Origin of the sequence: Parabacteroides sp. AF27-14 (assembly GCF_003635425.1) — a bacterium.
GTDB classification, from domain to species: domain Bacteria; phylum Bacteroidota; class Bacteroidia; order Bacteroidales; family Tannerellaceae; genus Parabacteroides; species Parabacteroides distasonis.
In genome coordinates this window covers 408-14,250 of record NZ_QTLZ01000042.1, presented here as the reverse complement: position 1 = coordinate 14,250, position 13,843 = coordinate 408, and the positions used below count along the sequence as shown (strand labels likewise).

At 40.9% G+C, this 13,843-nt stretch carries 15 protein-coding genes and 2 pseudogenes; all 17 read right to left on the bottom strand.

Annotation, left to right across the window (positions count from 1 at the left end):
• Positions 1–276 (bottom strand): UDP-N-acetylglucosamine 2-epimerase (locus tag DWY79_RS21845; RefSeq protein WP_199705271.1); only part of this gene is annotated, 276 nt, incomplete at its 3' end.
• Between the two features lie 29 nt (positions 277–305).
• Positions 306–1,511 carry a UDP-N-acetyl-D-mannosamine dehydrogenase gene (gene wecC / locus DWY79_RS21840; RefSeq protein WP_122370452.1) on the bottom strand — a complete coding sequence of 402 codons (1,206 nt, stop codon included), beginning with the start codon at positions 1,509–1,511 and terminating at the stop codon, positions 306–308.
• A gap of 61 nt (positions 1,512–1,572) precedes the next feature.
• A complete protein-coding gene (locus DWY79_RS21835; protein ID WP_122370450.1) occupies positions 1,573–3,150 on the bottom strand; it encodes an alginate lyase family protein in 1,578 nt (525 codons plus the stop codon).
• A gap of 24 nt (positions 3,151–3,174) precedes the next feature.
• On the bottom strand, positions 3,175–3,633 hold the full coding sequence (locus tag DWY79_RS21830; RefSeq protein ID WP_121962952.1) for a serine O-acetyltransferase: 459 nt from the start codon (positions 3,631–3,633) through the stop codon (positions 3,175–3,177).
• A 2-nt stretch (positions 3,634–3,635) separates the two neighbouring features.
• Positions 3,636–4,754: a glycosyltransferase family 4 protein gene (locus tag DWY79_RS21825; protein WP_147331068.1), complete on the bottom strand. Its 1,119-nt coding sequence runs from the start codon at positions 4,752–4,754 to the stop codon at positions 3,636–3,638.
• 33 nt (positions 4,755–4,787) lie between these two features.
• Positions 4,788–6,218, bottom strand: coding sequence for an O-antigen polysaccharide polymerase Wzy (gene wzy, locus DWY79_RS21820; RefSeq protein ID WP_122370446.1), 1,431 nt, complete (start codon positions 6,216–6,218; stop codon positions 4,788–4,790).
• 10 nt (positions 6,219–6,228) lie between these two features.
• Complete coding sequence (locus DWY79_RS21815) at positions 6,229–6,798, bottom strand: SIS domain-containing protein (RefSeq protein WP_121962955.1); 570 nt, start codon at positions 6,796–6,798, stop codon at positions 6,229–6,231.
• A 1-nt stretch (position 6,799) separates the two neighbouring features.
• A complete protein-coding gene (locus DWY79_RS21810; RefSeq protein WP_122370444.1) occupies positions 6,800–7,789 on the bottom strand; it encodes a GHMP kinase in 990 nt (329 codons plus the stop codon).
• A 14-nt stretch (positions 7,790–7,803) separates the two neighbouring features.
• Entirely contained in the window at positions 7,804–9,054 is a 1,251-nt protein-coding gene (locus tag DWY79_RS21805; RefSeq protein ID WP_008774507.1) for an HAD-IIIA family hydrolase, read from the bottom strand.
• Positions 9,051–9,986 carry an NAD-dependent epimerase/dehydratase family protein gene (locus DWY79_RS21800; RefSeq protein ID WP_121962958.1) on the bottom strand — a complete coding sequence of 312 codons (936 nt, stop codon included), beginning with the start codon at positions 9,984–9,986 and terminating at the stop codon, positions 9,051–9,053. Before DWY79_RS21800 ends, DWY79_RS21805 begins: the two co-directional genes overlap by 4 nt.
• Positions 9,983–10,957, bottom strand: a complete 975-nt coding sequence (locus DWY79_RS21795; protein ID WP_121962959.1) for a glycosyltransferase — start codon at positions 10,955–10,957, stop codon at positions 9,983–9,985. Before DWY79_RS21795 ends, DWY79_RS21800 begins: the two co-directional genes overlap by 4 nt.
• Before the next feature lie 80 nt (positions 10,958–11,037).
• Complete coding sequence (locus DWY79_RS21790) at positions 11,038–12,288, bottom strand: oligosaccharide flippase family protein (RefSeq protein WP_008771739.1); 1,251 nt, start codon at positions 12,286–12,288, stop codon at positions 11,038–11,040.
• 43 nt (positions 12,289–12,331) lie between these two features.
• Positions 12,332–12,502: a hypothetical protein gene (locus DWY79_RS23190; RefSeq protein ID WP_233524163.1), complete on the bottom strand. Its 171-nt coding sequence runs from the start codon at positions 12,500–12,502 to the stop codon at positions 12,332–12,334.
• Positions 12,503–12,505: 3 nt separating this feature from the next.
• A complete protein-coding gene (locus DWY79_RS23185) occupies positions 12,506–12,658 on the bottom strand; it encodes a hypothetical protein (protein ID WP_233564032.1) in 153 nt (50 codons plus the stop codon).
• A 5-nt stretch (positions 12,659–12,663) separates the two neighbouring features.
• Positions 12,664–12,861 (bottom strand): annotated as a pseudogene (locus DWY79_RS21780) (undecaprenyl/decaprenyl-phosphate alpha-N-acetylglucosaminyl 1-phosphate transferase); the annotation flags it as partial.
• Positions 12,858–13,247 carry a hypothetical protein gene (locus DWY79_RS21775; protein ID WP_057329631.1) on the bottom strand — a complete coding sequence of 130 codons (390 nt, stop codon included), beginning with the start codon at positions 13,245–13,247 and terminating at the stop codon, positions 12,858–12,860. The pseudogene DWY79_RS21780 and the gene DWY79_RS21775, both read right to left, overlap by 4 nt.
• A 47-nt stretch (positions 13,248–13,294) precedes the next feature.
• Positions 13,295–13,843, bottom strand: a pseudogene (locus tag DWY79_RS23180) (transcriptional regulator); the annotation flags it as partial.

Genomic DNA, 13,843 nt, shown 5'->3' with positions numbered 1-13,843 from the left:
CACGACATCGGGTGTCGCCTCACGCAACACGTCACGCATACCCACAAGGACACGGGCGGTCACGTCATATAAGTCCTGACCCTGCCTCATGATATTCAAATCATAATCCGGCGTGATCTCGAACAATTTTAACACTTGATCCAGCATTTCCCGATGCTGTCCGGTAACGCACACGATGGTCTCGAACGACTCCGGATGTTTTTGGAACTCCTTCACCAGCGGAGCCATCTTGATCGCCTCGGGACGGGTCCCGAAGACTAACATTATTTTCCTCATTACAGCGTATTCTTCTATTTAGCGAACGATTATTTCTTGAATGTCCCGCAAAAGTCCAGTACTTCCACGTCATCCCGATAATTCAACCCCGAAAACTCCCTATGATTCACCAAGAAAACCACGATATCGGCTTTCTCATAGGCCTCCTTATAAGGGGTCAACTTAAACAACTTATGCTCCGAAACGTTCGGCTCCACCACCATGATATCAGCGTTGTTGCACGATTGCAACACCTTCGTCGTTATTCCCTTGGCCGGAGACTCGCGCAAGTCATCGATATCAGGCTTGAAAGCCAAGCCCATCATTGCCACCGCCGGCTTACGCCCACGCTTCAGCTCAAACCGCAGCATGGCGTTCCTCACTTTCTCAGCGCACCAAAAAGCCTTGTAATTATTCGTCTCACGGGCCGTCGAGATCATACGGCTCTCCATCGGAAACTCCGCCGTGATGAAGTAAGGGTCCACCGCTATGCAATGACCACCAACACCGCAACCCGGCTGTAAGATATTCACACGGGGATGCCTGTTCGCCAAGTTGATCAACTCCCAAACATTGATTCCCGCTTTATCGCAGATAAACGACAGCTCATTGGCGAAAGCGATCTGCACGTCCCGGCTTGAGTTCTCGGTCAATTTACACATCTCGGCCGTCTTGCTATTCGTTGGGTGAAGCGTACCCTTCACGAACTGGCCGTAGAACTCCATCGCCTTACGGGTAGAGGCCTCGTCCATGCCGCCGATGACCCGGTCGTTATGCACCAACTCATGGATCACGTTACCCGGAAGCACCCGCTCCGGGCAATAAGCGATATAGATCCTGCCCTCCAGCTCCGGCCGTTCCGAGAAAATCAAACTAGCCATCCGTTCGGTCGTCCCCACCGGCGATGTAGACTCGATCACGTACAAATCCCCCTCCTTCAACAAAGGAAGCACCATACGGGTAGCCGACTCCACGAACGATACGTCCGGCTCATGATCCCCCTTGAAAGGAGTGGGTACCACCATGAAATAAGCGTCGCTCACCCGAGGCTCGGTGTACGCCTTGAAATGTCCGGAGGCCAGTACCTCCCGCAACATCTCCTCCATACCCGGCTCGATGATATGCAATTTCCCTTGGTTGGTAACCTCCACCACCTGGGCGTTGATATCCACCCCGGCGATCTCCACCCCGTGCTTTGCGGCAATAATAGCCGTGGGCAGGCCAATATAGCCCAAACCCATGAAACATGCTTTCATAAGAATTATGTATTATTTTTTAAGTAAGATATTAGGCAGATCAAGAATGGTCCAACAACAATCAACCTATTGTATAAGAAAGTTTCTTCACAAAATGAATACGAATTGTCTTAGATAGGTGAAAACGGTTATACGTAAATGACACTTGATCTTCTACAATCTCGACAGAGGATGCGCCGGCCACTCTTATCGCCGCGATATTCGTCACGATCTCAGTCCGTGAACAAGACATGATCTCCACATCCGGAGCCAGATGGATCAAGCTTACGGCTTTCACGCCAGTTGAGACAGAGTCCTCTATCCTAAAACGATCCTTATCGATCATAAATCTTCGATGATGCTTACCCAAGGAACCAAAGCCATCATGCCAAGCCTCCACCTCATTCGGAGAATCTTTGAGAAGCGTCACCCTTGCCCGTCTCCCCACACGAAAGCCACCCCATACCTCGCTAGAGTTCTTATCCCCTATCATCACCGTATTATGGGCCGCCGTGCCACGCTCGTATTGCCTACGGGCTGTCTTATCATACGTAGAAATTCCGGTATCTATAACGAAAGGCTTACCCCCTATCCGCAACTCATAATTGAACGTATCCGCATGCGAATGGCCGGGTTGGTAAGAGGCCCTTATGTCTCCAACATCCACGATAGCCTCCCAATGACCCGCCATCAATTTTCGATAGCCACACGCTCCCATCGGAAGCTTTTCCCAATCCATATCCAATCGCTTAGCGTATGCAAACAATTGAGTCGGAGAAGGCGCGATTCCCTCAGCGGAATCATTCAGGAGAGGTATCGTATTATCTTTATAAACGACAGAGGCTAAATGTCCCAACATGCTACTAGCCTTCTCCCGTAAGCGTTCATTCAGACCTTCCTGCCCTATAAACCGCAAATTATTCATAGAGACATTATAGCAATCCAGCAACCGATCCAATAATATACAATGATACATCGGGGATTGCTCGTAATGAGCGCCATCCGGAAGGAGTTGCTCTTCCAGTTCCCGCAACAATAAACCTTTCGCTTTTTGATAGATCGACTCATCCTTAAAATAAAGCCCGGCCCATAACAAGGAGAAAGCGTCTTCCAATAAGTGATTCCCTAAAAGATGATATTCCAGATTATCCAGTAAGATTTGATATTGGGCATACAAGGAGTGGTCCCATTCTCGCTTATTCTCTGCCGGAATATAAGGATGATATCTCGACAGGAACTTGATCCAATTGATACCTCGTAAAGCGATCGGATAAGGTTCCAGACCATTCCTATTCCCCTCTATCTCATCGACAAACTTATCGATCCAGCAAACGGCCTGTTCGAAAGATATGGTTTCTTGATGAAGGTAGTCCATATAATTTAGATTATAGGACCATAATTTGCCAAAACTCTCATCGTTCCATCCTTGGAAGGCGGATTCCTTACCTAAGAACGAGAAACGTCCCGTAACACTATCCAAAGATGGATATTTTGGGATGAATGGGTTTAAAGACAATGGACACCCTGTTCTTGGTAAAAAGAGCGCATATCGAAAATTCATATATTTCCGGATATATGCCCGTAGCCTATACCAGACTTGATAACGAACTTGGCGAGGTCTCAAGTTCCGAAGAGTAGAATAATATAACAAGATATGCATGGAGTATACAGAAAAAAAGAGTTATCACTTTCGCTTCACATCCAATTCATAATATCTCTTCCTACGATCTGACTCTATTATTCTCATAGGATTTCCAAATACTGTTGAATTATCAGGAACATCTTTATCAACAACACTACCTGCACCTATTATTACATTATTTCCAATAGTAATTTCACCAAAAACAACTGAATTTGCACCTATATAAACATCATTTCCTATCACAGGAACTTTTTCATCACGAAATTTTCTCCCTATGGTTACATTTTGCGCAATAACACAATTATTACCTATTTTAGTATCATTATGAATAACTACTCCTATTCCCCCATAGCCACATTTAAAATTTTCACCTATTTCCGCCGATGAAGGAATCCATCCTCCAAATAAGACACGATTCAAATAAGAAATAGATTTTGCGACTTTTACAAAACCACACTTATGAAAAAAATGTCCTATACGATACAACTTAACAGTAATCATATTTATAAAGATTTAAAAGGTCCTTCCCGATATAAATCAAATAATTTATTATTGTTTATAGCATCCACGACCTGAACAAAACGAGAGCATACATTCTCTGGAGACCATTCTTGTATACTATCCAACGACATATATTTTAAGCGTTTTAATTCTATTGGATTATCAATAAGATATAAAAGTTTCTCTTCTATTTCATCAACATCATTACGATATAAAACCAAGCCGTTAACTTTATCTTTTATCATAGTCTTTATACTACCGGCTTGATTACTTCCTATTATAGCACAACCTTCAGCCATAGCCTCATTAACAACAACTCCCCAACCTTCTGTTCCACTACTAGATAACACATACACATCAGCTTGATTCATTAAAGAACGCACCTTTTTTGTTGGAAGAAAATCTTGATGAGTTATGACATCCTCATAACCAGATATAAGTTTCAATACTTTTTTTTCACATTCTCCCTTGCCGACAAGCGTTAAATGAATATCTGATCTAATTTTAGATACTCGAATAAAAGCTTGTACTAAATTTTCCACTTTTTTCCAAGCCAACATCCTACCACACCAAAGGATATTGATTTTACCTTGAGGTAACAAATATTCAGTTGTCGGATTTTGTTGTATAGAAGTAACATATCCAAAATTAAACATTCTCATCGGACACACCCCAATAGTTCTAAAATCAGCTGCAGCATATTCCCCTTGTGATAAGTAAAAAAAACAGGGAGATTTTGACATTCGATAGAACTCATACCATAATTTCAGCATATAAGGTCTTAACAAACGAATTTTTCCATAAGGAGGCTTAAACCAACGTTCCGAAAAATAGAATGTTATTTTATCTTTAGCTAAACGCTCTTTCATCTGTGGATAAAAATTATAGTCGTGACATAAAACAATATCCGCTTCTATAAACAATGAATTAAAAAGAGTTCTATTTTTCGTAATATCTATAATCCACTTTTCTTCAAATTCAGGAAAACACATCATTTTTCTTCGTTGCTCATAAGTTTCTAATGCAGCATACCATACATTATCTGGAAATATTTCATAAAGTTCCTTAACAAAATAGGCCTGATGATGATTCACAACCGATGACACATATAATATCTTCATACTCTTAAGATAACAAATGATAGATCCATACACTTACAATAATTTTTTATTCGAAAACAAAGACTTACAAATACGCCTATTAAGTAATTGTTTCATGACAAAATAAAGAACATAACCATAACAAAATAGAGGTATAACAGCAGCTAAACTAGAACGAGGAAGAATCATACATTTCATAAATATAAACACAGATATAAAAAGATAAAATGAATACTTTGCAGATAAATTATCTAATAACGCAAGCATAACACCTACCAATAAAGACAATATTACAAACAATATAGGATTACCTTGACAAGACAACAAATAAAGATCAGAAAGCACAGTCCATCCAAGCCCAAATCCCTCATTAAAAAGACTTGGATTCAACTCATGACACAAATGATATGAAAATGAAATATCTTGAGGAAGCATACTATTTCCAAACAATCCCCAAAACCATGTAGCTCCAGGAATGAATGTCTGAAAATATGCAATTGCTGGATAACTATCAATTAAACGAGATGCATCAAAAACCATTAAAGAAACTCCATTTTGATAAAAGAAAAAAACGACAGTATCAAATACATCAGTAAAAGAGTAAGAAGACAAATCAAACTCCTCTACTCTTATTGAATAAGAAAATAAATATAACAAAATAATCAATGATAGAAAAGAATATACTATAAGTTTTTTAATATTCACCTTATGTTCTAATGAATAAACCCAAATTAGGAACAAAAACAAAGAAGCCATAGCAGTGCGTGTTCCTATAAACAAATCAACAAGAGAATTTACAAAAAAAAGAACTAGATATTTTTTCTTTAAAGAAACATCTCCAAATACAATCGAGATAGAAAGAAAAAAATAGATTATCACATCCATAAACTTACCACCTGGAGAATACTCTTCTACTTGATCCATAAAAAGAGACAAATACCCACCAGACAAAGCGACAACTAGTGTAGAATAAGCATGTTTCAAAATCAATATACAAAACAAAGGAAACAACAAACTTGATACACGTCTTATTTTCAAGCTAAAAATAGCAGAAGAACTTAAGACTACCATAGGTTTAATCATTCTACATATATATAAGCAATATCCTAATGTAGAAAAAACAACAAAAGCAATAACATATAAAAACAAATCTCTCTTTCTTAAATATCCAACACTATAATCATAAAATGACGTAGGAGAAAACACATCTCCTTCATACCCTAATACATTTGCAATAAATCGTCCTCCTATAAACACAGAAAAAGACAACATAAACATAATAAATATTCCTATTTTATTATGAGAATAAAACCAAATAGATATGATTGATAATAATAAAACAGCAATATATAAAAAAGAGAATAACTTATCAGATATATTATCACTTAAATATACAAATGCCAAAAGAGAGAGAGAAACAAGCATATATAGAATAAGTCTAGTCCATCTTTTTATAGCAAAACTACGCAGACATGAATAGATCATTTTTATTATATTACCAACAATTATTACTCAAAATCTTCATCATACAATGGTCTAGCACCATGTGTAAATCCTCCGCTATCTGCATATCATCAATAGGAATATGTACGTTGTGTTGGACCATTTCTATCAACTGACCCCCACTATACCCGGTCAAGCCCACTGTTACGCCTCCATTTTCATTCGCATAATCTATCGCTTTCAACACATTCATGGAATTACCCGACCCAGAAATTCCAATCACAATATCTCCCTTTTGATAGAAGTTCTTCAATTGCTCAACGAAAATATCCTCAAAAGACAAATCATTGGCATAGGCCATCAAAGAGGGGATGTTATCGTTCAAACAAATGAACTTGAACTTCTTATCTTGGTTCATTGAAATGCCTTTATTAAAGTCACACACATAATGGGAGGCCGTAGCAGATGAACCACCATTGCCCATTATGAAAATCTGTTTCCCTGACTCTTTGGCATCTACCAACACATTCATCAAGTCACTTAAATCCGATTTACTAATCTTATCGATCGTAACCTTAAGTCTATCGAAATAAGCGGTTATCTCTTGCGTATAATCCATCATATTAATCACTGAATTTATCTCCTACATAAATTATCTTTGATCCAAAATCATCGAAATGAAAACTCATCTCATTCATTCCCTTCATTCGTGCCCTAAAAGCATCCTGTCTCTCCTTCGGACAATAGAAAAGGATAAAGCCCGCACCTCCGGCACCCAACAACTTACCGCCCAAGGCTCCGGCACGAATGCCCCTATCATACATCTCATCTACCACACCCGTTGAGATACCAGAGGCCAACGACTTCTTCATCAACCATCCCTCATGCAGGATACGGCCAAAATCATCAAGCTGATTGCTCTCTAAAGAGAAACGAAGTTGATATGCTAATTGAACCATCTCTTTTTGAGTCTCAAACTTTCTAACGTCACTAATAGCCGCCGATTGGCTTTTCAGAATAGCATTGGCAGAATGCTCTCCTCCTACAAAGACCATTAACAGATTATCCTCCAGCTCCTTTTTCTTACCGGGATCCATGATTATCTTCTCCACGTTTACCGTTTCATCCCCATAAAAGCTAATGAAATTAAGACCTCCACAAGCAGCCGCATATTGATCCTGCTTTCCGATAGGCGAACCGACCTTATGAATCTCCATATCACAGGCTAGCTGCCCTAACTTCTCACCGCTGGTCGCTTTTCCCAAATAAGCCCGAACCGCATTCAACAGACCTACCGTAAAAGCAGAGCTAGATCCCAGGCCGGTTCCCGACGGGATATCCGCTATGGAGTTTAGGTCTACACCACTTAGCTGATACATTTTCAATACTTCTCGAAATATAGGATGATGGATATCATCTATACAATCAACTAATTCCGTCTTAGAATATTTCAATTGAATCTTCTTCTGATCAAAGAACGGATGGATAGCTATATACATGTATTTGTCTATAGAGGTACTCAATACAGCCCCCGTCGTTCGATGATAAAACGACGGGAGGTCAGAGCCTCCACCCGCAAATGAGATGCGAAAAGGGGTCCTCGATATAATCATTACAATACGTTTATTTAAATAATTGTTTTCAAAGCGTCTAACAGGGCGTAAGGTTTGTTCATCTCTATTTGGATAGAGGCTTTACAACCCGCGTTCTCTCCTGCTTGCACATCACTGGAACGGTCACCTATCATATAGGATTGGCCCATGTCTATATTCCAATCCTTAGCTGCCTGCAACAACATTCCGGGTGCAGGTTTCCTACAAGCGCATTTTATCTTGTACTCCTTCCGTTCCTCCGGATAGCCAGCGTCAGGATGATGCGGACAATAATAGATAGCATTTAAATAGGCCTGCTCATGCCCTAATAGGGTCTCCAACTTTGCATGGATATAATCCAACTCTTCCAAGCTGCAAAGATTACGGGCTATCACCGGCTGATTGGTCACGACAATCGCCAAATACCCTTTCTCATTAATATAACGAATGGCTTCTCCAACTCCTTCTATCAGTTCCACTTGCTCAGGTTTACAAAGCAGGTTCATTTCTTTAGAGATAACCCCATCACGATCCAGAAATATGGCAGGTCGTGTATATCTCCTATTCAAGCGACCCACCTTCCCGCTCGTCACATCATCGCATACGGAATAATAACGATCGGGAGTACCCATATCCTTGATGTATTCGAAAGACACGTATCCGAACAAGTTCATCCCTTTATTCAAACAAGCGGGAAGTACATGCTTCTCTATGTGCGACTTCGTTCCTATCTCTATCTGCTCCAAAACCTTCGGAGAGAAGACAAACAGTGCGGCATTCACCATATTATGGCTCACGAAATCATCAGCATGAGGCTTGTTACAAAAACGTAACACACGTCCACTTGAATCCAGTTCAACAATATCAGAGTCATAGGGATGATCATTCGGATGAAGGAAAAGAGTAGCATCCGCCCGCTTGCTCTTATGGTAATTGAGCATAGCATCCATATCAAAGTCCATCACCGTATCTCCATAAAAGACAAAGAAATCTTCCGTTAACTTATCTCTCAATAAGCCCAAAGCACCGGCCGTACCCAAAGGTCTCTCCTCTATAAAATACTCAATGCTCACACCCCACTGACAGCCATCCCCAAAATACTGCTCTATCTGATCACCCATGTGACCGATAATAAACAAGAAGTCCGTATAACCATAACGTTTAGCCATCTCAATCTCGTACTCCAAAATAGGCTTACCTGCGACAGGAATCATTGCCTTGGGAATTTCACTATTCACCGATGCGATACGAGTACCTTGACCACCCGCTATTACAACCACCTTCATTTTCCTAAAGCTTTTTGAATGGCTAATCTTACAGATTCATTAGACGTATAAGCCGCTTTCCAGCCTAACGTATTTACTTTGGTCAAGTCGTAACGGAACTCGGGCACGTCACCAACCCATCCACGATCACCTCCGCTATATTTGATCTTAGCGTTCAAGCCCATCTCCTCAATCACCATAGCAGCTATTTCTTTCACCTTCGTCCGGCTATCAGATCCCAACATATATACGTTATAAGCATCAGAGGCATGGTCTATCACGTAAAGAATACCTTCCACCAAGTCTTTCACATACACATAAGGCTTATACTGCTCGCCATTACCCAACACTTCTAACTCAGCCGGATTCTTCCGTAGCTTATGGATAAAATCATAAATCACACCATGAGTGAAGCGCTCACCTACCACATTAGGGAAACGAGTGATCCAAGTCTGAATATGATAGGCGAAGCTAAATGCACTAATAAATGCCTCGCTCGCCAACTTACCCGCACCATAATTAGACACAGGACACAAAGGGCCATAATTCTCATTTAAAATATCACTCGTCTCACCATAAATGGCAGAAGTAGATGCAAAAAAGAACTTTTTTATCCCAAACTCTTTCAAATACCGAAGCACATGGAAAGTCGTGTTAAATGTTAGGTCATAGTCCACCTGCGGATCTTTTCCTCCTTTTTGAATATCGGAGTTAGCCGCTAAATGATATACCATATCAAACTTTCTATCCTTAAATATATCTCTCATCGCCTCTGTATGAAGCAAGTCTTCCTCGATAAACTCAAAACCGACTTTCCCTAAAAGGTGAGATATGTTTTCTTTCCTTCCCAGTACCAAATTATCTACCACCGTAAGGTTATGACCTCTTTCCATAAGAGCGTCACAAAGATGGGAACCTATAAAACCGGCACCACCCGTAATTAAAATTTTCATAATTGAAAGTATTTATATTTATACCGTCTTTTTACTACATACAACATTCCCCACAAACTCATGCGATGGCAAAGCAACATCAACCTAAAATGAAAAGGTAAATCTATCAAAAAAGAGACTCTATTCAACAACAGGTTGATATCTTCACCCTGTTCTTTATTCACAAAGTGGTTTTGAAGATAAAAGCCTAATGCTCCAAAAAACACAGACAGTGCTCTTTTTGTAAAATAACTCCGCATTCTCTCCTCCTTTACCCTACAATCAAAGAAATCCAATAAGGAATTAGCGACAAACAGACTATCTTTCAATTTTTTATTTCCAAATATCTGTTGCGCTAATGAACCTGATCGAATTCGATAGAAATAGAAGGGAACATCCGTCACACAAACCTTTTGAGCCAAGTACAATGCACGTGGAGTTAATTCATTATCTTCGAAATAAATTCCAGTTTTAAACTCAAGTTGATTTTCTAGCCAAAAAGCTCGTTTATAAATATTCAGCCAGACCATAGGAAAAGACAAATATCGTAATAAATAATCCTCCCCCTTAAATATCCCTTGTGCAGTAAAAACAAGTTGGTTGTTTCGTTGCTCTAGATCTTTACCATTTTCATCTACATACTTAAAAGCTCCAATCAATATATCTGGATTTAAACGATAATAACGAACAAAAAGATCTGAAAAAATAATCGAATCTATATAATCATCACTATCCATAAAATAGACATACTCACCTTTCGCTAAAAGTAAACCCGCATTCCTTGCAGCAGATAGGCCTGCATTCTTTTGATTACATATACGTACAAATGGATTATCCAATAAATCAGAAATATCTTCCAATGAATCATCCGCATATATATCTTGTACAAGGATGACCTCATAACTCAAATCTGTAATAGAAAGTACAGACTCTAAACATTTACGGATATAATCCTTCACGCTGAATACTGGGATAATAATTGATAGTTGCATAAGTGTAATATAGAATCAATAATTGAAATAAACGAAAGCTTCTCTATATATTCGACCTTTTTAATAAATAGCATTCATTGCTATAACTTGAGTAAATTCAAACGCCAATCTTTATAAAGCAATGTTACCAAACAGAATCCCTCCACCGCTACCGTCATCACTGTCACCGTATATATATTTATATTCTCCGTCATCCACAGCAGCCCAGTACTTGCTAAGAAGAACAAGCAATTGGCCACCATCACTCGCATATAAACGGATGAGTAGCCAAACGGAATAAGACGATTCCCTCCCAAGAAGTTATTAAAGGACACTAAGATTGCAGACACCCCCAACAGACGAATAATTAGAGACGCCACTTCTATGTATTCTCCTGTGAAAAGATACACAATCCATCCGCTATAAACAAATAAAACGACATAAGCCAGTGAAACGATCCCCGCCACCAAGAACATCACCCGGTTAACAAAACATACATTACGTTCACGGGAAATCTTCGGGAAAACTGCTTGTCCCATCATGGAAACAGGAAGCTTAATCAAAAGCGAAACCTTCTCTGCCATATCATAGATAGAAACCTCCGACATACCCAAGAAGGAACCAATAACCAACTTGTTCACATTCACATAGATCTGGGTAGAAAGAAGAGAAACGAACAAAGATAGACTCTCCTTATAAGCAGAAATCAACTCTTTCATAGGAATCAAAGACAAATTAATCTTCTCCTTCCCTAACACGATATAGAAAGACAAGCAACCCGCCAATATCGCACCGATTCCATTCAAAAGCGGTACCAACAGAAAATCTTCATGATCATGGACAAACAAGAATATAGCGACCACAAATAACAGACGAGATGACAAGTTCACAATCGTGATATACTTCATCCTCTCGATCCCTTGAAAGAACCAGATAGGTAATAAGAGTTCATTGAATGTCAATAAGAAAGAAAGAACATAAACCCAATAATAATTCTTAAAAAAAGGGAATATACTTATTACCGATAAATACACGATAAGGCAAATAAACCAAAGGATAAATTTACACAAATAAATGGAGGAGACTATTTGGGACAATCTCTCCTTATCTCCTTTATAAACAGCCACACTTCTCGCTCCGGACATATTAAAGCCGAAATTTATCACCAACGACACATAAGATATAATGGCCTGAGCAAACACGAGTACCCCATATAACTCCAACCCTATAATACGCAATAAATAAGGATATGTAAGTAACGGAAATACGATCGTAAATATCTGTAATATGCTCAAATAGGAGAAATTGACCAATACTGTCTTATTCCTCATCAGCTTTTCAGCGAAAAACATTATTTTATTGAATATAGAACCAATTACTACTGAAAAATATCCCTCATCCCTCCCTCAGCACATACTTCACGATCGCCCGCCGGATATTGCGCAAGCTCTTGCCTTGTTTGAAGGGGAGCAGGGGGATGATGGCGTTAATGAATTCCTTGCTCTTGATAAGTTTGGCCGGTTCTACGCAGTCGCAAAAGACCTCGTTGAAAAGGTCGGTCAGCACCGTTTAGCAGAGGGTGGCTACATCCGGGCATTGGGAGATTCGCTTCACGAAGTCGTGACGCACCTCCTCGTCTTGGATATAGGAGGCTAATAAATCACACGGATCCGGCCTCACGTCTTTTTCCGAAACGACCTCCGGCTTTTTTACCGGGTCCAAGCAAATATTAGGATAACCGGAAAGAATGACAAGCTGCCCAAACGGGGGACATGGGTCGTATGTATCTTACGGGAGTCCGGGATATCATACAGCCGTTTCTTATGCGAGATCACCAAGATCCTCGGGATAATGACCATGCCTAAAAACACAGAGATCAACAATCCGCACAGTAATAACAACAACGGTATTTGCGTCATACTCATACTTTTTCATTCAATAAAGGTAACCTCTCCACCTCGCCGGCGTGCCATGTACGGTAATCCGCCATGGGAAGCTCGGGGACGGTCAACAGTTTGTAATCCGACTCGTCTCTTTTCAAGATATGCTTGCGGGCGTACGAGCGGAGCAAGCGATCCGTAACGGACACCATCACGATCGGGAACGGGTAGGCGTACAAGCGCATCGGCATGATCTCGCTATCCGGGAACGCACGATACAGCTGGTAAGCCGAACGCTCGAAAGCCACCCAGTAAAGCCCCGTACAATACAAATGAATGGAGGTCAAGTTCGTACGCTCACGCCCCATGATCTCATCCAAATGCTCACGCAACAAGCTCATCAACCGGATACCCGAAGGAAGGGAAGACATGTTTTGATTTAGGATTTAAACTGTCACTTGTCAACTGCCAACTATTACTAGTCAACTCTATCGTGTTTCAGCCATCGGTCGTAATCACGTAAACGACGTATCAACACGAACTTGCTCTTCTTGGGCGAGGCCTCCTCCTGCCAAGGGTCAACCAGCTCGTGCGCCATGCGCTGATAGAGGCTGCTGTCCGTACAGCCGTACAGCGTGACCAGCAGCAAGGCACGGGATTGCGCCGCCTTTATCACCGGGAGCATACTGCGCATCGTGGCATGCAAACGATCGAACTCATCCTCATCGCCCAAAAGCTTATAGGCAGGAAGGAGCAACGAGTAAAGCTTGCAACGGATCACGTCGGTCTCACCACGGAGAGAGGCGTAGCCACGCAGGACCTCACGGGCCAAACGAGCATCCTCATCCACTACCACGCCAGAGGCGTGGTAACGGCCCAAGGCCCCGTGCAAGCCCTCCGACAGACGGTCGTTGTCCAAATGGGTATACACGTGCTTGCCCCCCGTGTTCAGCTCGATCAACTCGTACTCCCCCGCTCTCACCTCGAACAAGGGGACCCACAGACAGTCGAGGATACGCACCATCAC

Bases quoted from the DNA above. Each gene is read 5' to 3' on its own strand.
- wecC (WP_122370452.1), bottom strand. From the start codon at position 1,511: ATGAAAGCATGTTTCATGGGTTTGGGCTATATTGGCCTGCCCACGGCT.
- DWY79_RS21835 (WP_122370450.1), bottom strand. From the start codon at position 3,150: ATGCATATCTTGTTATATTATTCTACTCTTCGGAACTTGAGACCTCGC.
- DWY79_RS21830 (WP_121962952.1), bottom strand. From the start codon at position 3,633: ATGATTACTGTTAAGTTGTATCGTATAGGACATTTTTTTCATAAGTGT.
- DWY79_RS21825 (WP_147331068.1), bottom strand. From the start codon at position 4,754: ATGAAGATATTATATGTGTCATCGGTTGTGAATCATCATCAGGCCTAT.
- wzy (WP_122370446.1), bottom strand. From the start codon at position 6,218: ATGATCTATTCATGTCTGCGTAGTTTTGCTATAAAAAGATGGACTAGA.
- DWY79_RS21815 (WP_121962955.1), bottom strand. From the start codon at position 6,798: ATGATGGATTATACGCAAGAGATAACCGCTTATTTCGATAGACTTAAG.
- DWY79_RS21810 (WP_122370444.1), bottom strand. From the start codon at position 7,789: ATGATTATATCGAGGACCCCTTTTCGCATCTCATTTGCGGGTGGAGGC.
- DWY79_RS21805 (WP_008774507.1), bottom strand. From the start codon at position 9,054: ATGAAGGTGGTTGTAATAGCGGGTGGTCAAGGTACTCGTATCGCATCG.
- DWY79_RS21800 (WP_121962958.1), bottom strand. From the start codon at position 9,986: ATGAAAATTTTAATTACGGGTGGTGCCGGTTTTATAGGTTCCCATCTT.
- DWY79_RS21795 (WP_121962959.1), bottom strand. From the start codon at position 10,957: ATGCAACTATCAATTATTATCCCAGTATTCAGCGTGAAGGATTATATC.
- DWY79_RS21790 (WP_008771739.1), bottom strand. From the start codon at position 12,288: ATGTTTTTCGCTGAAAAGCTGATGAGGAATAAGACAGTATTGGTCAAT.
- DWY79_RS21775 (WP_057329631.1), bottom strand. From the start codon at position 13,247: ATGTCTTCCCTTCCTTCGGGTATCCGGTTGATGAGCTTGTTGCGTGAG.